The organism is Granulosicoccus antarcticus IMCC3135 (genome assembly GCF_002215215.1).
Taxonomy (GTDB): domain Bacteria; phylum Pseudomonadota; class Gammaproteobacteria; order Granulosicoccales; family Granulosicoccaceae; genus Granulosicoccus; species Granulosicoccus antarcticus.
Map to the genome: position 1 here is coordinate 5,587,521 of NZ_CP018632.1, position 17,653 is coordinate 5,605,173.

14 protein-coding genes are annotated in these 17,653 nt (G+C 52.0%); 6 read left to right on the forward strand and 8 right to left on the reverse strand.

The genetic code is table 11. The features are described 5' to 3' along the window. Nucleotides 1-19 precede the first annotated feature (19 nt). From IMCC3135_RS24240 to IMCC3135_RS24260, 5 genes are read right to left on the reverse strand one after another with little or no spacing between them, the layout of a single operon-like run. Nucleotides 20-1,288 carry a glycosyltransferase family 4 protein gene (locus IMCC3135_RS24240; RefSeq protein WP_088919939.1) on the reverse strand — a complete coding sequence of 423 codons (1,269 nt, stop codon included), beginning with the start codon at nucleotides 1,286-1,288 and terminating at the stop codon, nucleotides 20-22. Continuing rightward, nucleotides 1,285-2,703, reverse strand: a complete 1,419-nt coding sequence (locus IMCC3135_RS24245) for a porin family protein (RefSeq protein WP_088919940.1) — start codon at nucleotides 2,701-2,703, stop codon at nucleotides 1,285-1,287. The genes IMCC3135_RS24240 and IMCC3135_RS24245 overlap by 4 nt, the downstream gene beginning before the upstream one ends. A gap of 41 nt (nucleotides 2,704-2,744) precedes the next feature. After that, nucleotides 2,745-3,617: a CpsD/CapB family tyrosine-protein kinase gene (locus IMCC3135_RS24250; protein ID WP_088919941.1), complete on the reverse strand. Its 873-nt coding sequence runs from the start codon at nucleotides 3,615-3,617 to the stop codon at nucleotides 2,745-2,747. Then, nucleotides 3,617-5,188 (reverse strand): XrtA system polysaccharide chain length determinant, encoded by a 1,572-nt coding sequence (locus IMCC3135_RS24255; protein ID WP_088919942.1) that lies wholly within the window; start codon nucleotides 5,186-5,188, stop codon nucleotides 3,617-3,619. The genes IMCC3135_RS24250 and IMCC3135_RS24255 overlap by 1 nt, the downstream gene beginning before the upstream one ends. Nucleotides 5,189-5,243: 55 nt before the next feature. Next, nucleotides 5,244-5,870: an XrtA/PEP-CTERM system exopolysaccharide export protein gene (locus IMCC3135_RS24260; RefSeq protein ID WP_088919943.1), complete on the reverse strand. Its 627-nt coding sequence runs from the start codon at nucleotides 5,868-5,870 to the stop codon at nucleotides 5,244-5,246. A gap of 298 nt (nucleotides 5,871-6,168) precedes the next feature. On the opposite strand from IMCC3135_RS24260, the gene IMCC3135_RS24265 reads away from it, so the two are divergent. Continuing rightward, nucleotides 6,169-6,810, forward strand: a complete 642-nt coding sequence (locus IMCC3135_RS24265) for a J domain-containing protein (RefSeq protein WP_088919944.1) — start codon at nucleotides 6,169-6,171, stop codon at nucleotides 6,808-6,810. A gap of 119 nt (nucleotides 6,811-6,929) precedes the next feature. Here the strand turns inward: IMCC3135_RS24265 and IMCC3135_RS24270 are convergent, their stop codons facing one another. Then, nucleotides 6,930-8,360 (reverse strand): TIGR03013 family XrtA/PEP-CTERM system glycosyltransferase, encoded by a 1,431-nt coding sequence (locus IMCC3135_RS24270; RefSeq protein WP_157736244.1) that lies wholly within the window; start codon nucleotides 8,358-8,360, stop codon nucleotides 6,930-6,932. A gap of 230 nt (nucleotides 8,361-8,590) precedes the next feature. On the opposite strand from IMCC3135_RS24270, the gene tviB reads away from it, so the two are divergent. Beyond that, nucleotides 8,591-9,871, forward strand: coding sequence for a Vi polysaccharide biosynthesis UDP-N-acetylglucosamine C-6 dehydrogenase TviB (gene tviB, locus IMCC3135_RS24275; RefSeq protein ID WP_088919946.1), 1,281 nt, complete (start codon nucleotides 8,591-8,593; stop codon nucleotides 9,869-9,871). Between the two features lie 67 nt (nucleotides 9,872-9,938). After that, a complete protein-coding gene (locus IMCC3135_RS24280; protein WP_088919947.1) occupies nucleotides 9,939-10,946 on the forward strand; it encodes an NAD-dependent epimerase in 1,008 nt (335 codons plus the stop codon). 2 nt (nucleotides 10,947-10,948) lie between these two features. Here the strand turns inward: IMCC3135_RS24280 and IMCC3135_RS24285 are convergent, their stop codons facing one another. Continuing rightward, a complete protein-coding gene (locus tag IMCC3135_RS24285) occupies nucleotides 10,949-11,767 on the reverse strand; it encodes a YdcF family protein (RefSeq protein WP_088919948.1) in 819 nt (272 codons plus the stop codon). 232 nt (nucleotides 11,768-11,999) lie between these two features. Here IMCC3135_RS24285 and IMCC3135_RS24290 point away from each other — a divergent pair, with 232 nt between their 5' ends. Genes IMCC3135_RS24290 through hflD form a run of 3 tightly spaced genes read left to right on the forward strand, consistent with a single transcriptional unit; the run spans nucleotide 12,000 to nucleotide 14,809 of the window. Then, nucleotides 12,000-12,977 (forward strand): LysR family transcriptional regulator, encoded by a 978-nt coding sequence (locus tag IMCC3135_RS24290; RefSeq protein ID WP_088919949.1) that lies wholly within the window; start codon nucleotides 12,000-12,002, stop codon nucleotides 12,975-12,977. 51 nt (nucleotides 12,978-13,028) lie between these two features. Continuing rightward, a complete protein-coding gene (mnmA, locus tag IMCC3135_RS24295; RefSeq protein ID WP_088919950.1) occupies nucleotides 13,029-14,159 on the forward strand; it encodes a tRNA 2-thiouridine(34) synthase MnmA in 1,131 nt (376 codons plus the stop codon). Between the two features lie 23 nt (nucleotides 14,160-14,182). Then, nucleotides 14,183-14,809, forward strand: coding sequence for a high frequency lysogenization protein HflD (gene hflD / locus IMCC3135_RS24300; RefSeq protein ID WP_088919951.1), 627 nt, complete (start codon nucleotides 14,183-14,185; stop codon nucleotides 14,807-14,809). Nucleotides 14,810-14,879: 70 nt separating this feature from the next. Here the strand turns inward: hflD and acnB are convergent, their stop codons facing one another. Continuing rightward, nucleotides 14,880-17,486, reverse strand: coding sequence for a bifunctional aconitate hydratase 2/2-methylisocitrate dehydratase (gene acnB, locus IMCC3135_RS24305; protein ID WP_088919952.1), 2,607 nt, complete (start codon nucleotides 17,484-17,486; stop codon nucleotides 14,880-14,882). Between the last annotated feature and the right edge of the window lie 167 nt (nucleotides 17,487-17,653).

Here is a 17,653-nt window from a genome sequence, read left to right on the forward strand (position 1 = left end):
CAAGCAATCTGTCCGGCCCCTAAACATGATACAGCTCCGCCAGACTCTCTGTGACGTGATCAAAACCAAAGCGATCCACGATTAGCTGGCGCCCATGAAGCGCGACTGATGCGCGTAAGACTGGCTCATCAATCAGGCGTTGAATCTGCTCTGCCAACATGCCAGCGTCTCCCGGCGGAAACAGCAAACCGGTCACATCCTGCTCCACCAGATCATTGTTACCACCAATATCAGACGCAACTACCGGCCGCTGCTCGACCATCGCTTCCATGACAGAGTTCGGCAATCCTTCTGCAAACGATGGTTGTACATAGATGTCAAGATTCTGAAAGAACGGACCGGTTTCCTCGACAAGTCCCAGCCAATGAATGTTTTCACCGATTCCAAGGGAGTCTGCCTGTTTGAGCAATGCCGCCGACGTTTCGCCACTTCCAGCGATCGATAGCTGCAGTTTTTGATGTGGATTATTTTCGAGTAGCAACGCAAAGGCATCCAGCAAGACATGTACGCCCTTCACTTCTCGCAGACGGCCGCAATAGCCGATAGTCAACACATCGGATGCAAGAGGCTGTACAGGCGGATTACTGGTGTCAATGCCGTTGGGCACAAACTTGATTTGTTCATTCCGAAAACCAGCATCCAGAAGTTTTTCACGAGTCTGATCACTGATTGTCTGAACAAAATCCACCTGCTTCAAGCCCAGGCGAATCAGAAAATTAAGCGGCATGAAGCGCCGTCTCTGATCCAGCACGCCACCTTCAAACTCATAGAAGCCTGAAATTTTGGTTGTCACTGGAAGGCCGGTCCAGCGCCTGGCAAAACCCGCCGAGGCAGCCAGCAAATGAGTAATGTGAATATGCAGTGCATCGAAGCGATGTCGATTGAGGTACAGGTAGCGTGCAAACCACACCATCAGACACAATGAACCGACCCAGCGAATATGGGGATAGTCGACGCGCTTGACGGTAAAGCCATGAAAAGTTTCTTCCAGCGACTGACTCGTCAACACCCTGGGAGTCACAAACTCCACCAGAGCGCCTCGTTCTCGCAATGCAATGGCAAGCTTCAAAGCCTGGTTCTCGGCACCACCGAGCCCGGGAAAACGACTATCGACTGCGAATAACAGACGCAACCCCGCGAAAGGAGCATCAGCCTCTGTCGTATTGTGCGCATCTGCACCGTCAAGCTCTGATGCGATTGCCGCAGCTGCTATTGGAGTTTCCGTTGCTGCTGGCGTGCCGGACCTGTCAACGCCCTCACGCCCGGCAGCATTGTTGGAACCAATCATTGAAGTAGTGACTTTAACTCAACCGTCAAATCCTGACTCGCTCTTGAAGGAGGCGCCCAGCGCAAGCCGATAACGACACGATTTTCTGTGATATCGACATCCTCTTCAACGCCTACTCCGGTGTTGAACCGGGTCAGCACGCCATCTGCAGAATCGTGGATAAGACCCGCCTCAAGCTCAAAACTGGTGGTCAGACTGTAGATAAGCTGAGCCGACGCCAGTATCGAATCAGTCTCATCGACGCGATTGTCATAAGTCTGTCGTTCGTAATTGATTGAAAACTCACTGGTGAGCCGGGAAGACAGCCTGCGAGACAAGGCGGCATAGGCAAAACTCTGCAACTGATCTTCACTATCCGCACTCAAACCCAGCTGCGAATCAACATCAATAAATTGATAATCCTTCTGCGAAACTCCGACGCCAAGATCCAGACTGGTATTTGTCGACTGATAGGCATACCCAACATCCAGGCGAGTCTCTTCAAAGAAACCTGCCGCTTCGGGCTGTACACCCACGCCATCGCTACCACTTGCAATCAGGCTTTCAACGGTGCTGAGTGTCTGATCATTGAGATCACGAGTCAGACTTGCCGAAAAAGAGGTTTTAGGTCCCAGCTGGCGAACCGCTCTCAGCTGTGCATTCAACCCATTCAGTGACTCTTCGTCTGCATCATAACGAGTGACACCCAGCTCTCCGTACAGCTCAAGAAAACCACGCGACCTGCTGGTATAGACGGCAACAGTGGATCGGTTGAAATCTTCCTGTGCACTCAGATTGATATTATCGGTTTCGTCGGACGCTTCCGTAAACACATTCCCGGCACGAATACCCAGATAACTTCCTGGCGTGGTATCACGCTCATAGCTTGCATTGGCCGTATAAAGCGTTTCCAGCACATCGCTGTCTTCTGTCTGATTGACGTAAAGCAACCTTGCACGGGTTCGACTCCAGCCCTCAACGTCATATTCGAAACTGGGTCCTGTAACAAAAACGTTGCGTCGATCAATAGTTGTATCGTCAATCGTCTGGATCGCATTGTCAGCTCGCACACCACCCAGAATATCGCCCACGTACCAGCGCCACGAACGCGGAGTCAGAGCGAATTCAGCGGCCCCCAGAAAGCGGGTTATCGTATCAACTGAGGTATCGTCATCGGTCACGATACGGCGTGTATCAATCTCGCCGGTAAATGCAGCGTCCACCATACGGCTACGCTGCTCGCCATAGACACCGAGCACAACCCCGGTAGTCAGCCCGTCTTCTTCATCAGGGCTATTGACACCGTCAACGTTATCGCTGGACTCAAGTGTTAACAGGCCCTCGAATCCGAGATTGAGAGAATGGGCGGTTGCCGGGTACAGCAAAACCACGAGCACGGCTGGACACCATGCAAGATACTGTTTTCGATCAGACACAGTCTTCCTTTATTTTCGCTGAGGCGTATGAATTGACGCAGTCAGTCTGGTTGGTTGTTGATGACTATGCCCGCAAGTTTGCGTTCATCGATTTCGTCAATGATGGAGTCCAGTGTTCCTGGTGTCACACCACCGTATGGAATGACCAGAACCGTATAGTCACAAATCTCGGACAAGATGCGTGCATCGGCGGATGCCGATATCGACGGACCATCAACTATCACAAAACGGTTGTCGTAACGCTCCTTGATATCCAGCATCAACTGCTTGTAGCGCGCGCTGGTAAAATGCTCTGCACTTATTTCATTATGGTTGCCAATCGGCACGACTCGCATGCGAGGAATACCACTGGGGTTGACAATATGCTCGATACCCAGCTCGGGTCTCTCCAGGTAATCAAGGAGACCATGGGCATCTTCCCGTCCGATCAGTTTCATCAGTTTGTGCAGAATAGGTGTCTGCAGGTTCGCCTCAACCAGCATCGACGTCTTGGCTGTGTCGAACGCAATAGTGGCCGCAAGATTCAAGCTGACAAAACTGCCGCCGCCTTCCGGCAACACAGAAGTGACCAACACACTGAAGTTGGCTTCCGGCTTCAGGCTGTAGAGTTTGGTTCGCAGCTGGCGCATGGCATCTACCATGTCCCGGTTCTTTGAACGCGGATGGATGATGCCAAGCAGATCCAGCTGACGATCACTGAACAGCTTCGCCTCTTCCATATTGGCCAGATCAGCACGCGCACGATCAGCCAGGCCGACTGAATCGTTAGCTGCGCGCAGCTGATTACTGCTGCCCCCTGCGGAGCGGCTCAGCGGAACCATTGAACGGCCGCTCTTGCGGTCACGTCGTTCCGACTTGCCTTGTTGCTGATCCAACATCGACCTGACATTGGCAATTTTTGCACGGTCCGTCATTACAGAGCTCCTCCAGAGGATGCTTCCATTGTGTATTTGATCACAAATACGAGGACATACAGCAGACATACGAATATCACGGTGCTGATGATGACTGCAGGCCGGCTAAAGAACGGTGTCTTTTCGTTCGGCGATGGCATATGCGGAACTGTCGTCAGCAACGGCAACTGCAACAAATCTGTCACTGCAGAGGCTGTTCGTATACGCGGATCCATCTTGAGAAAAACAAACAGATAGAGGAATGGAAGAACGCTGGCCATGGCAATGCCTGCGACCACAATATGAAGGAATCGCAACCCATTAGGACGAGCCGGAAAGTTGGCAGGCTGAGCAATACGATACAGCACGCCTTGCTTCTCGGCACCCAGAGTCATGGTCAGACGTGCATTTTCCTGCTGACTCAAAAGATCCTCATAAAACTTCTTGTTGATTTCATAATCTCGCGTCAGCTGCGAAAGTTCTCGTTCAACCTGAGAACTCTGTGTTGAACGCTCCTTCTCCTTAGTCAGCAGCACATTAAGCTGACGCATGCGTGATTGCTGCGCATCCGCTTCTGCAGATGTACGTGCCAGATCACTGCGCAGTTGCTGATAAACAGGACTCAGATTGGAAGAACCTGTGAAGGAATTCCCACCTACATTGAAAACTGACTGACCACCACTCTGGGAATTGGTTTGTTCACTGCGTCGCTGTGCTTGTGCCTTCACGTCTTCGATCTGTTGCCGTAATCGCACTATGTCCGGATAATCATCCGTATAAGACAGACTCAACACATCGATTTCCGACTGCAAACGACCAATCTGCTCTCGCGTCTGACCTATCTGGTAATCCCGGGCAATTGTTGAGGATTCACTCGACAATTCGGCCTGCAAGGTACGCCTGCGCTGATCTGCCTGGGCAAAAATCAGAGAGGTCTGTTCCAGATCTCGCTGCAATTCGACAATACGAGCGTTGACGTTGCCTTCAGTCGTCGCACTCATACCTGGATGCTGACTACGAAAGCTCTCCAATCGACCCTCTGCATCTTCCAGCTTGTCTCGGTAAGTTGCGACCTGGCTGGTAATGAACTCGAATGCTTCCGTTGTTTCTTCGGTGGAAGAGTTCATGGTTTTCTGCAGGAACAATTCTGCGAACAGACTGGTTGTCTGAAAGGCTATTTTCGGATCATCGTGCCAGTAATCAATTTCCAGCAGCTGATTGTTGCGATTGAATACATTCGTCGCATCAGTCAGATCTTCTCGATATTCCTCGCGCTCGGCAGGAGTTGTGTTTGCATTGGTGAAACCGACCGTATCCAGCACCGTGTCGAGAATATCCAGAGCAAACAGCTCTTCCTTGGCAACATTCGCCTTGTCGCGGTTGACGGTACTGTTGGTACCAATGATAGGGGCAACGATATTGCTATCGTCAACGTAGAGCTGTACGAATGATGTGTATTTCTTCTGCCACATGAAACCGGTCAGCAAGAAGACCAGGCTTATCGCAATGAAAATGGATAGCAACGTGCCACTACGGGCATTTGCTTCCCGCGAAAGCAGTGGCAACATCTCATCAAGAGTTATGTTACTCATAAGGTTCGGTTAATCAAGAGTCGGGCAAGGCTTTGCATAGGTCATTTAAATCAGATCAGAAACGTCGTTCAGGGATGGTGATGACATCACCAGGTACCAATGGGTAGTTGGTCTCCAGAATGCCCTCTGAAAGAATATCTGTCAGATAAACGTTGTAAACTCGTGCTACACCATCGGTCGTACGATAGAGTTTGGCAGAGTTGGGTGATGAGAACTCGTTCACTCCACCAGCTTCCAGAACAAGATCAATCACCGTCATGCCGTCACGATGTGAGATGGATTTGGGTTCTGCCACACCACCCACTACGCGAACTCGATTCTGGAACTCAGCACTGGGTATTTCCTCAACGATGACTGACACCTTGGGTGTGCGAATGAATTTGGTCAACTTGCGCTCCGTCTCTTTCGAGACTTCTGCCGGTGTTCGACCACCAGCCAGTACATCGCCAACCAATGGTACGGATATATAACCGTCAGGCCGAACCGGAACTCTGACCGAAAGGTCAGGATTTTTCCAGACACTGACGCTCAGTACATCACCTGTACCCAGGCGAAATTCTGGCGCAGCACTTGCCTGAATTTCAGGTGGGCGCTCATCTTCGCTCAAAGGTCCGCGAGAAGTCGCACAACTGGCGAGCATATAGGTCAATAAAAGGAGCGTTATGGCACGCGTAGTGTTCATTTAGAAAAGTGCCTCCCGGACACGTCCAGGTTCATGGATTTGACTGTCTTCGACTGAGAAGCCAGCAAGCATCACCATTTACCTGATTTTTGAGTTCTTGATAACTGTTATCGACTGCCGCAGAGATGACTTGACGCGGTACAGCCTTCGTAGTAGCTCAAGTTTATCCGTTAAAACTATCGGCAATGGCAACTCCACCACAAAAGTTACAGAATTTAATGAGTCCAAACGTTCACAACTCGCCAGATTACCTATTTTTCACCGCTGCTCCATATTAAACGACGGTAAGCTTGCTTATATGAACGAACAACAACCCCGTACACGGGATTTCAAGCTCGATTACACTTTGCTGGAACTGGATGATCGCGCGGATTGGGAAATAGTGCGGGCGAATTATCGACGCCTGGTACATATGTGGCATCCTGACCGATATGCGCAGCGCCCACGCGAACGCATACATGCACAGCAACAATTCATTGCACTAACCAAGGCCTATACGCAGCTGCGGACATTCCACAGAGTGCATGGACGGCTTCCATTCGAACCCATCAAGAAAAGCACTTCAGACGAGAACATGACGACCCGCAATACCGTTAAAGAACCCAATAACAAGAATAAAACCAGCAACGCTGCCGATCAGCAACAAAATGCAGAAACGACGGTTGAAGGTGTTGAATCTGGCATGCTCGCACGTGAAGCCAACACTGGCGCCAAGTCTGAAGCAGGCACTTCGGCTCGTGCGATATGGATGCTGGCTGGTTGCGCCATCATGATAGCCACGCTAGGCGTGTTTTTCATTATTGACCGCAAGGCTAATCAGGAAATCATCGAGCAAGGTAGAGAAGCCATTCGCGATGCACCACCTAGCGACTTCATGCCCAGCGCATCTGAAATTCGCAGATCCGAAGCCAAAGGCGCCTTTGTCCAGCCGACAAAATAGAACGGTCAGGCAAACTACACTCTGGCGCTATAGCCGCGACCATACGGCTTCTCCTCAACGAGGATGAAATCGTATAGTCGCCTCGCCCTTCCCTTGACAGGTCCGGATCGACTCTCGTTTCAGCGTGCGCCTTTGCCGAACAGCACGACTTCGGCGGTCTGACACAGAATCAGCATATCCAGAAATATCGTGTGATTCTTGATGTAGTAAAGATCAAACTCCTGCTTCTGAACCGAATCCTTCATGGATGCACCATACGGATAGCAGACCTGCGCCCAACCCGTAATACCCGGCTTGACCGCATGACGCTCGCGATAGTAGGGAATGGTTTCACTTAGCTGTTCGACAAAGTGCGGCCTTTCCGGGCGAGGCCCGACGAAGCTCATATCACCACTAAGTACATTCAGAATCTGCGGTAATTCATCGATGCGCGTCTTGCGCATGAAATTCCCCACCCGAGTGACTCGACTGTCGTTTTTTGTTGCCCATTGCGCCACTCCACCACTCTCGGCGTTAACGCTCATACTGCGAAACTTCAACACCTCAAACGGCTCGCCCAGAAAACCAACGCGGGTTTGCCGATACAGAACCGGTGCATCCATTCCGTCCTCGATCTTGATGGCTATCACGGCAAACAACATGAATGGCCACGTAATAGCCAGAATAAATGCACTGGCAATGAAATCGAATATCCGTTTACTGACATCCCGCACGGCTCCTCGCTGAAAACCGTCCGAATAGATCAGCCAGTCAGGACGCAGAATATCCAGAGGCAGCTTGCCTTGCTCACGCTCGAAAAAACTGAGCAGATCAATGACATCCAGACCATGGAGTTTGCACTCCAGCAATTCTTCCAATGGCAGGCCCGAACGCCTCTCGTCTGCAGCCACCACGATCTCGTCTACATTGTTGGCTATAGCAAAATCCAGCAGGGAACTCCCCTCCAGATCGAGCACGCTAGCACTGTCGACAACAACCATAGCGTCGGTATTCAGCTTGACATAGCCCACCACCCTGAATCCGCGTCTATCGACACGGCGTCGCAATCTGCGGGAAATCGACGCCGCTTTTTCACCAGCACCCAGCACCAGTACTCGAATTTTAAGAATGTCCTTGTCTACGTAGTAGAAGAACATTGGCCTGATTGTTCCAACCACAAAGAATGCGATGAGAATAGCCAAACCAAAAACACCACGGCCAAGATACAAATGCGGTATCAGGTAGTAGAGCAAGGCGAGAATGGCAGCACCACATGCAAAACCAATGACCGAACGCAGAAACACCCCCAGGATGCCGCCGCGAAACCGGCTCTGATACAACCCCATTGCCATCATGGTGACGGGCATAACAAGCCCGAATAGCATGGATGTAGCGAATGGAGAGCGAATACTTGAGACCTCGGTAATCTGAGATCCGTCGAAGCGCACGTAAACTGCAACAAACACGGCAGCCACACAAATGCAGAACTCCATCAGTGCGAGCAGCAAGAATGGAACGCGTAGGTGCATCTTGAAGAATTTGAACGTACCCAAGGTCTTGAACGTGCCCATTAGATGGTGAAGTGTCCCCATTGTAAGGCAGGCATTTGTATTTAGTAGGTAAGGACACAAATTCTCACGAATGAATTATCAACTCCTCAAGTACGCTTGTAACGATGAAGCGGGTCGCAGACATGAAATCAATACAGAGCTGAATTCAGAGTAAAGGTGCAAAACCCGTATAATCCACGCCAAAACCCACTGCGACCGGCGACTAGCCAGCAGCACATCAGGACCCATAAATGTTTCAGATCAGTGACAACGATACGATAGCGGTAATTGGCCTCGGCTACGTTGGACTACCACTTGCCGTCGAATTCGGCAAGAACACACAGACAATCGGATTTGATATCCATGCTGCTCGTATCAAGGAGCTGCAGTCCGGGCACGACCGCACACTGGAGGTCTCTGCTGAAGAAATGCAAGGCTCCCCCAAGCTCTCCTATACCAGCACTCTGGAAGATCTTGCCCAATGCAAGGTTTTCATCGTCACCGTACCCACCCCCATCAACAAGCACAAACAACCCGATCTGACACCCCTCATACGAGCCAGCGAGTCCATCGGCAAGGTTATGCAAAAAGGCTGCGTGGTCATTTATGAATCCACCGTCTATCCCGGTGCAACCGAGGAGGTCTGCGTCCCCATTCTTGAACGCGTCTCGGGCATGACATTCAATACTGATTTTTACGCAGGCTATAGCCCTGAGCGTATCAATCCGGGCGACAAGGAGCATCGTGTCAGCACGATCATGAAAGTGACTTCAGGCTCGACGCCGGAAGTGGCAGAAGCCGTGGACACCCTGTACCAACGCATCATCACTGCCGGCACTCATAAAGCAAGCTCCATCAAAGTGGCGGAAGCTGCCAAAGTAATTGAAAACACGCAACGTGATCTCAACATCGCTTTGATTAACGAACTGGCCCTCATTTTCGATCGACTGGACATTGACACACTGGAAGTTCTGGAGGCCGCTGGTACAAAATGGAATTTCCTGAATTTCCGACCCGGTCTGGTGGGCGGTCACTGCATCAGCGTTGATCCCTACTACCTGACTCACAAAGCTCAGGAGATCGGCTATTACCCGCAAGTCATCCTGTCAGGCCGCCAGATCAATGACGGCATGGGTGCCTTCGTGGCTGAGCGAGTCGTGAAAATGCTGACACAACGACGTATTCATGTAGTCGGCTCCAACATTCTGATACTAGGCCTGGCGTTCAAGGAAAATTGCCCCGACCTTCGCAATACACGCGTTGTCGACATCGTTCAGGAACTGGTTAACTATCACGCCAATGTCGATGTCTATGACCCGTGGGTAGATCCTGCAGAGGCACAACACGAATACGGCATCACACCCATCGAAAGTCCTGCAGAAGGACATTATGATGCGATCATTCTAGCTGTCGCTCACGAGCAATTCGTCGCCCTGGGAAGTGAAGCAATACGCAAGTTCGGCAAGCCTGATAACGTGCTTTACGACATCAAGAGCATCCTTCCCAAGGATTCTGTCGACGCCCGTCTCTAGCCCTGCGCAGCCTTACTAACACCAGCCCAGCCCATCCAGTTAAACGTCAGCAACTTCTGATCTCCTCATGAAAATTCTCATTACAGGCACAGCCGGCTTCATTGGCTCCACCTTGGCTCTGAAACTAATGGAGCGCGGTGACGAGGTCATCGGCGTCGACAACGTCAATGACTACTACGACGTAAACCTTAAACTGGCCCGGCTGGAACGCGTCAAGGCACATGCAGGCTTCACGGAAGTTCGTGGAAACCTGGAAGACGCCGCTCTGATGAGCGAAACCTTTAAAAAGCATCAACCACAACGTGTCGTCAATCTGGCGGCTCAAGCAGGTGTTCGCTATTCACTGGAAAATCCACAAGCTTATATAGATGCCAATATCGTTGGTTTCACCAATATTCTGGAAAACTGCCGCCACAACAAGGTCGAGCATCTGGTCTATGCCTCCAGCAGCTCGGTTTACGGCAATCACACCGATATGCCGTTCTCGATCCACAAGTCAGTTGATCATCCCGTCAGCCTGTACGCTGCCACCAAGAAGGCCAATGAACTCATGGCGCATACTTACAGCCATCTGTTTCAGCTGCCAACCACAGGATTGCGTTTTTTCACCGTCTATGGACCGTGGGGTCGACCTGACATGGCGCTATTTCTGTTCACAAAGAACATCCTGGCCGGCAAGCCTATTGATGTATTCAATTACGGCAAGCACAAGCGCGACTTCACTTTCGTCGAAGACATTGTCGAAGGCGTCATTCGGACACTCGATAATGTAGCGACTCCTGACGAGGCCTGGGACAGCAACAACCCCGATCCGGCAACCAGCTCAGCCCCCTACCGGGTGTACAACATCGGCAACAACAAGCCTGTCGATCTGGAGCACTACATCAGCACACTGGAAGGCTGCCTGAACCGGACCGCCGAGAAAAACCTCCTGCCACTACAGGCTGGTGATGTTCCCGACACCTATGCCGATGTCAGCGACTTGATCAAAGATGTCAACTACAAGCCAAGTACATCAGTTGAAGAAGGCATCGGACGCTTTGTCGACTGGTATCTGGACTACTACAAAGTCTAGACTTATAGCCAGCCCTTCAGCCTATAGGCAAGTAAAGCCACCGCCTCATGCAATAGCAGGTCAAAGCGTGCAATGGCGGTGGATTGAGGCATCAGAGCATAGGCAGGCACAGCTTTGATGGCCTGCACGTCCACACTAACCGGGCAAACCCTGATTCCAGAGGCGGCAAACACGTTTCGAAAGGTGTTCAGTGCTCGCGGCATGTGCATCGCCGAAGTGACCAGACGTACGGGGCCTGTGACTGTTTCATCAACCAGCAATGCAGCGACATTCAGGGCATTCTCTCGTGTATTGGACGATCCGGACTCTTGGGTGATGCGCTCGACGGCCACACCCAGTTGCTGAAGATAGGCTGAAATGACCTCAGCCTCGGCTATCTGTCTGACAGCGCCACCTGCCACGATGATATGCGTATCTGACTCTTTCTGACTCAACAGCATTCGGGCCGCAGCAGTTGCACGCGACAAGGTAGCAGGGCTCATGCGTTCAAATTCGCCAACGTTGCGTATACGCGAATCGACGCCGCCTCCCAGTACGACCATATGGCTCCCAGTCTCGCAACTGACCCCTTCCAGGTAGGGATCTTCCATCAGTGCGATGAGTGGATTCACGATGACAGGAGCTGAGCAGACGAGGAAGACCCCCACCCACAAACCCAGCATCACCAATGGCCAGACGGGTACCTTGCGAGATGATGAAGAGCCGCGACGACTACGCGCCCGACTTCTTGTCTTTATGCTTAGTGCAATCAGCAATACCAGTGAAAACAGAAAAAGTAGCGCCACAGGATCGATGACCCAGGCCCTGAATAAACTGCCCATACGAAAATTCCCGAACGTGAAAACGAAAGAGTGCTACTTGTGCCTCTCTAATCGCGCACATCCTACCCTGTCAATTATTCCTGCTGTCGATTTAATCGATTGCTATCCGAGCACCAATTCAGTGCAAATTGCGGATTAAAAATTGTGCAATGCACAAAAATACGACACAAAGCTTGCTTTTCAAAACAATACTATTCAGTATTATCATTGGTAATTTAAATATTGACTCATCATGGTCAGCGCAGACAGCCCCAATCTCAATCAGCTTCGCCAACTTCGCGCTTTCTGTAATGCCGCACAGACCGGCAGCGTCTCCAAGGCAGCTCAGCGCCTAAAACTGAGCCAGCCATCCGTGTCTTTGCAAATACAGGCACTGGAAAAGGAGTTGGACACCTTACTGTTCGAACGTTGCGGCCCAAAAATCCGCCTGACACCCGCGGGTGAGCTGCTACTGGAAATGGCACAACCTCTGGTGGACGGATTTGCACGGCTTGCCGACAGTTTTTCGGCACGTCTGGGTGACGTCAATGCAGGCCCTCTTGAAATAGCCTCCGGCGAGGCCACCTTGCTCTACATTCTGCCTGAAATCATCAAGTCTTTTTCTGATGACTATCCGCAGATCGATGTGCGGCTCCACAATGTCACCGGACACGATGGCATGGCCCTGCTACGCGCCGACGAGGTGGACTTTGCAGTGGGCTCGATGATTGATGTGCCAGACGATCTGGTGTACCACCCGATCTACGATTACAAACCAGCGCTGATCATGTGTAAAGATCATCCGCTGGCAGACAAAGAACACATTACACTGGAAGACATCAGTCCTTTCGGATTGATTCTGCCACCACGCCATTTGAGCACCTGGAACGTTGTCGATCTGGTGTTCCAACAACACGGAGTCCCCTACACCGTCGCACTGGAAGCCGGTGGCTGGGAAGTCATCAAGCGCTATGTCGAAATCGGAGCGGGTATCAGCATTGTGACCAGCATCTGTCTGCGCGGTTTCGAGAATCTGACCGTCAAGCCCATGGACGAATATTTTCCTAACCGCAGTTATGGCGTGGTCGTCAGGCGTGGCAAATTTCTCTCGCCACAGGCCAAACAGTTTCTGGAACGGATGGATCACGATTTCTTTGCCCGCCATACAGCACCACCGCCCAAACGCAAGACCAGCCAGCGCAGCAACGACACCTTGATCACGAACCTTTGACATCGGTCCGAAACACCTCCAATACCAACCTTCTGCAACTCTCTCAGTACCATGAACCCAACCGTTGACCCCTCGCACCTGGCCGCGCAGTTTCGCCAGGACCGGCAACAAATGCATGTCATCGTCGGCATGTCCGGTGGTGTTGACTCATCAGTGGCCGCTCTACTCCTCAAACAGCAGGGCTACCAGGTATCGGGCATCTTCATGCAGAACTGGGAGGATGATGATGAACACTGCACCGCCAGACAGGATTACCGCGATGCAGCCTCTGTTGCCGCCCGACTGGGCATAAAACTGACGACAGTCAACTTCTCAGATGAATACTGGGAACGCGTGTTTGCCCACTTCCTTGAAGAATATAGCGCCGGTCGCACACCCAATCCCGACATCCTGTGCAACAAGGAAATCAAGTTCAAAGCCTTTCTCGATCATGCAAGAGACCAGGGTGCAGATGCGATTGCAACGGGTCACTACGTTCGCTCAGGTGGCGACAATGAGTCAGTTGCCCTGTTGCGAGGTCTGGATACAAACAAGGATCAAAGCTACTTCCTGTACACACTGAATCAAGAGCAGCTCAGGCCCAGCCTGTTCCCCATCGGTGAAATGGAAAAACCGAAAGTCCGGGAGCTTGCACAGCAAGCAGGTTTTCATGTCCACAGCAAGAAAGACAGCACCGGTATCTGCTTCATCGGCGAACGTAAATTCAGCAGTTTTCTGGCTGAATACCTGCCCGCGCAACCCGGCGATATCGTCAATGACAACGGCGACTTGATGGGTCGTCACAACGGACTGATGTTCTACACACTGGGTCAGCGTCAGGGCCTGGGGATCGGCGGAATGAGCAATTCAGACGAATCCCCCTGGTATGTTCTGGACAAGAATCTAGGCGAAAACCGTTTGGTTGTTGGTCAGGGACACAACCATCCGACTCTGTTTCGTTCAGAGTTGCAGGCACATAACGTACACTGGGTGCATGGACAGCCTTCTGCTTCAAGTTTTCGCTGCACGGCCAAGGTGCGTTATCGACAGCAAGATCAGGCGGCAACAGTGACCGTTCGCGAGGACGGTACGCTGCACATAGACTTCGATGAGGCCGTCAGGGCAGCCACACCCGGCCAATCTCTGGTACTTTACGACCAACAGGTGTGCCTCGGCGGCGCCATTATCAGCGACCTTGCCTGATCGCACGACCTATACTCACAATCATGACATCCTTAGCAACCACTGAAAACCAGACGCTGGCTTTGGCCGGCATCTTCCAATCCGTTCACTTGTGCAAGACACTGGCGACAACCGGCACCGCAGACAAGGACGAGCTGGCGGGAACATTACGTTCCATCTTGACGCTCTCCAGCGATCGCGTCATTGATGCCTATGGTGGCAGTGCCCAGAATATTGCCACCGGCTTGCGAATTTTGAAAAGCCAGCTTGGCGGTAACAACGAGTCTCGTGATCTGGACATTGCCCGATATGCACTAGCGCTTATTCAGCTGGGCACCAATATCCTGCACGACGAAGATACGGTCGAACAGCTTCGCATCGGCATCAGCCGGACGCAGTCCATGGACATGGAAATCGATGACTCGGCCATGATCAGCAATCTGGCCAATCTGTATCGCAGCAGCATCAGCCATCTAAGTCCTCGAATCATGGTCAGCGGCGATCCTGATTTTCTGAACGATAACGAGGTTGCATCAACCATTCGTGCAGCACTTCTTGGCGGAATTCGATCGGTCGTACTGTGGCGTCAATGCGGAGGCTCACGGCCCAAACTGTTGTTCAGCAGAACCCAATACCTGAAAGAAGCCGACTTGCGACTCCAGCGACTGTAGTTCAGATCAAGTTGGTTGTTGGTTGACGACGCTCTCGTAGAAGAGCGTCGCCTGGTTCAGCTCATGATTGTTAGCTGGCCATTTGAATGGATACCGGAATATCCTTGAACTTGACCTTGGCCTCTTCAGCTGAATGCTGAAACTCTGCAATCTCATTGAAGTTGAGGTAACGATAGACCTCATCTCCCATGGCTTCCAGATCCTTGACGTAGCTCATGTACTCCTCCACCGTCGGCAATCGCCCCAGCAGGGCTGCAACGGCTGCCAGCTCTGCTGAACTCAGATAAACGAATGCACCGGCACCCAGACGGTTCGGAAAGTTACGCGTAGAAGTAGACACCACCGTAGCGCCTGGCTTGACCCGAGCCTGATTACCCATACACAGGGAACAGCCTGGAATTTCGAGTCGCGCACCTGCCGCACCAAAAATATTGTAGTAGCCCTCCTCCTTCAGCTGGTGCTCATCCATACGCGTTGGCGGTGCAATCCAGAGAACGGTATCGACATACTGGCCGGACTTTTCAATCAACTTACCCGCAGCCCGGTAATGACCGATATTGGTCATGCATGAACCGATAAACACTTCATCCACTTTCACGCCCTGAACTTCAGACAGCGGCTTCACATCATCTGGATCGTTCGGACAAGCCAGTAAGGGCTCCTTGATTTCATTCAGATCGATTTCAATGATTTCGGCATACTCAGCGTCCGCATCGGCTTCCAGCAGTGTCGGGTTCTCCAACCATTCTTCCATCTTGCGGGCACGACGTTCCAATGTGCGCGCATCCGCGTAGCCGCCGTCAATCATCCAGCGAAGCAAAGTGATATTGGAGGTGATGTATTCCTTCAACGGTTCGATGTCCAGCTTGATCGTACAACCACCAGCTGAACGTTCTGCCGTTGCATCAGCCAGCTCAAAGGCTTGCTCCAGCTTCAGATCCTTCAGACCTTCAATCTCGACACAGGCGCCCGAGAAGACGTTCTTCTTGCCCTTCTTCTCAACCGTCAGCAGGCCACGCTTGAGCGCCGCATAGGGGATGGCGTTGACCAGATCACGCAAAGTAATGCCTGGTTGCATGGTGCCTTTGAAACGCACCAGCACAGACTCAGGCATGTTCAGAGGCATGACACCGACTGCCGAGGCAAAGGCAACCAGTCCGGAACCTGCCGGGAATGAAATACCCATGGGAAAACGGGTGTGCGAATCACCACCGGTACCGACAGTATCAGGCAACAGCATGCGGTTAAGCCAAGAGTGGATGATACCGTCACCGGGACGCAAGGACACACCACCACGAGTCGACATGAAGTCTGGCAGAGTGTGGTGCGTGCTCACATCAATGGGCTTGGGGTAGGCCGCGGTATGACAGAACGACTGCATGACCAGATCAGCTGAAAAACCCAGACAAGCCAGATCTTTCAGTTCGTCACGAGTCATCGGACCCGTCGTATCCTGGGAGCCCACCGTCGTCATCTTTGGCTCACAGTACTGGCCGGGACGAATGCCAGCAACACCACAGGCCTTGCCGACGATTTTTTGGGCCAGTGTGTAGCCTTTGCTGCTTGCCTCGGTCGCGCCAGGACGCTTGAACACCGTACTGACCTCCAGACCCAGAGATTCACGAGCCCGATCTGTCAGACCACGCCCGATAATCAAGGGAATGCGTCCACCGGCCCGCACTTCATCCAGCAACACCTCGTTGCCATACTCGAAAGTGCTGAGCACTTCGTTGCTATCGTGTCGAGTCAGCTTCTGCTCGATCGGATAGATATCGATGACATCGCCCATTTCCATACTGTTTACATCGCACTCAATCGGCAATGCGCCTGCATCTTCAAGTGTGTTGTAGAAGATCGGGGCAATTTTGCTACCCAGTACAAACCCACCATCACGGCGATTGGGAATGAACGGGATATCGTCGCCCATATGCCACAGAACCGAGTTGGTGGCAGACTTGCGCGAAGAGCCGGTACCAACAACATCACCGACATAAGCCAGCGGAAAACCCTTGCCCTTGAGCTCTTCGATAGTTTCCAGCGGCTTGTCAGTAAATCCCTCGCGTTCAAACTTCAACATGGCCTTGGCATGTAGCGGAATATCCGGTCGGCTCCAGGCATCGACTGCTGGCGACAGATCATCGGTATTGGTCTCCCCTGGCACCTTGAAAACCGTCACGGTAATTTTTTCGGGAACATCGTCTTTTGACAGAAACCAATCGGCATCAGCCCAGGATTGCAGCACGCTCTGAGCAGCCGCATTACCATTTTTGGCTTTCTCTTCGACGTCATGAAAGGCATCGAACATAAGCAAGGTATGCGAAAGCGCTTTGGCGGCCGTCTCGGCCAGTTCAGCATCATCCAGCGCCCCGATCAGCGGCTGGATGTTGTAGCCACCCAGCATGGTTCCCAGCAGCTCAACCGCGGAAACTCGACTGATCAATGGCGAACTGGCCTCACCCTTGGCCAGTGCCGCCAGAAAGCCGGCCTTGACGTAAGCCGCCTCATCAACCCCGGCAGGAATACGTTGTACCAGCAGATGCAGCAGAAAATCTGCTTCACCCGCAGGCGGAGATTTCATCAGCTCAACAAGACCAGCAGCCTGCTCTGCATTCAGCGGCTGGGGCACCACGCCTTCAGCCTCACGCTCAGCAACGTGTTTGCGATACGCTTCTAGCATTTTCCAATCTCCTCGATCTGACGGCGATGCGAGCACCGCACAAGACTATGACTGTTGGCAACTCGTGATTGCCGGTTCTTGACAAAAACGTGGCTCAGAAAACCACTTCCTGTGTGTTCCAACCTTAGGGCTGGAGACAGAATAAAATCATATTTCTGTCCCAGCCC

Excerpts from the sequence above, each read along its gene's own strand:
- IMCC3135_RS24240 (WP_088919939.1), bottom strand. The coding sequence starts at position 1,288 with ATGATTGGTTCCAACAATGCTGCCGGGCGTGAGGGCGTTGACAGGTCC.
- IMCC3135_RS24250 (WP_088919941.1), bottom strand. The coding sequence starts at position 3,617 with ATGACGGACCGTGCAAAAATTGCCAATGTCAGGTCGATGTTGGATCAG.
- IMCC3135_RS24255 (WP_088919942.1), bottom strand. The coding sequence starts at position 5,188 with ATGAGTAACATAACTCTTGATGAGATGTTGCCACTGCTTTCGCGGGAA.
- IMCC3135_RS24260 (WP_088919943.1), bottom strand. The coding sequence starts at position 5,870 with ATGAACACTACGCGTGCCATAACGCTCCTTTTATTGACCTATATGCTC.
- IMCC3135_RS24265 (WP_088919944.1), top strand. The coding sequence starts at position 6,169 with ATGAACGAACAACAACCCCGTACACGGGATTTCAAGCTCGATTACACT.
- IMCC3135_RS24270 (WP_157736244.1), bottom strand. The coding sequence starts at position 8,360 with ATGGGCACGTTCAAGACCTTGGGTACGTTCAAATTCTTCAAGATGCAC.
- tviB (WP_088919946.1), top strand. The coding sequence starts at position 8,591 with ATGTTTCAGATCAGTGACAACGATACGATAGCGGTAATTGGCCTCGGC.
- IMCC3135_RS24280 (WP_088919947.1), top strand. The coding sequence starts at position 9,939 with ATGAAAATTCTCATTACAGGCACAGCCGGCTTCATTGGCTCCACCTTG.
- IMCC3135_RS24285 (WP_088919948.1), bottom strand. The coding sequence starts at position 11,767 with ATGGGCAGTTTATTCAGGGCCTGGGTCATCGATCCTGTGGCGCTACTT.
- IMCC3135_RS24290 (WP_088919949.1), top strand. The coding sequence starts at position 12,000 with ATGGTCAGCGCAGACAGCCCCAATCTCAATCAGCTTCGCCAACTTCGC.
- mnmA (WP_088919950.1), top strand. The coding sequence starts at position 13,029 with ATGAACCCAACCGTTGACCCCTCGCACCTGGCCGCGCAGTTTCGCCAG.
- hflD (WP_088919951.1), top strand. The coding sequence starts at position 14,183 with ATGACATCCTTAGCAACCACTGAAAACCAGACGCTGGCTTTGGCCGGC.
- acnB (WP_088919952.1), bottom strand. The coding sequence starts at position 17,486 with ATGCTAGAAGCGTATCGCAAACACGTTGCTGAGCGTGAGGCTGAAGGC.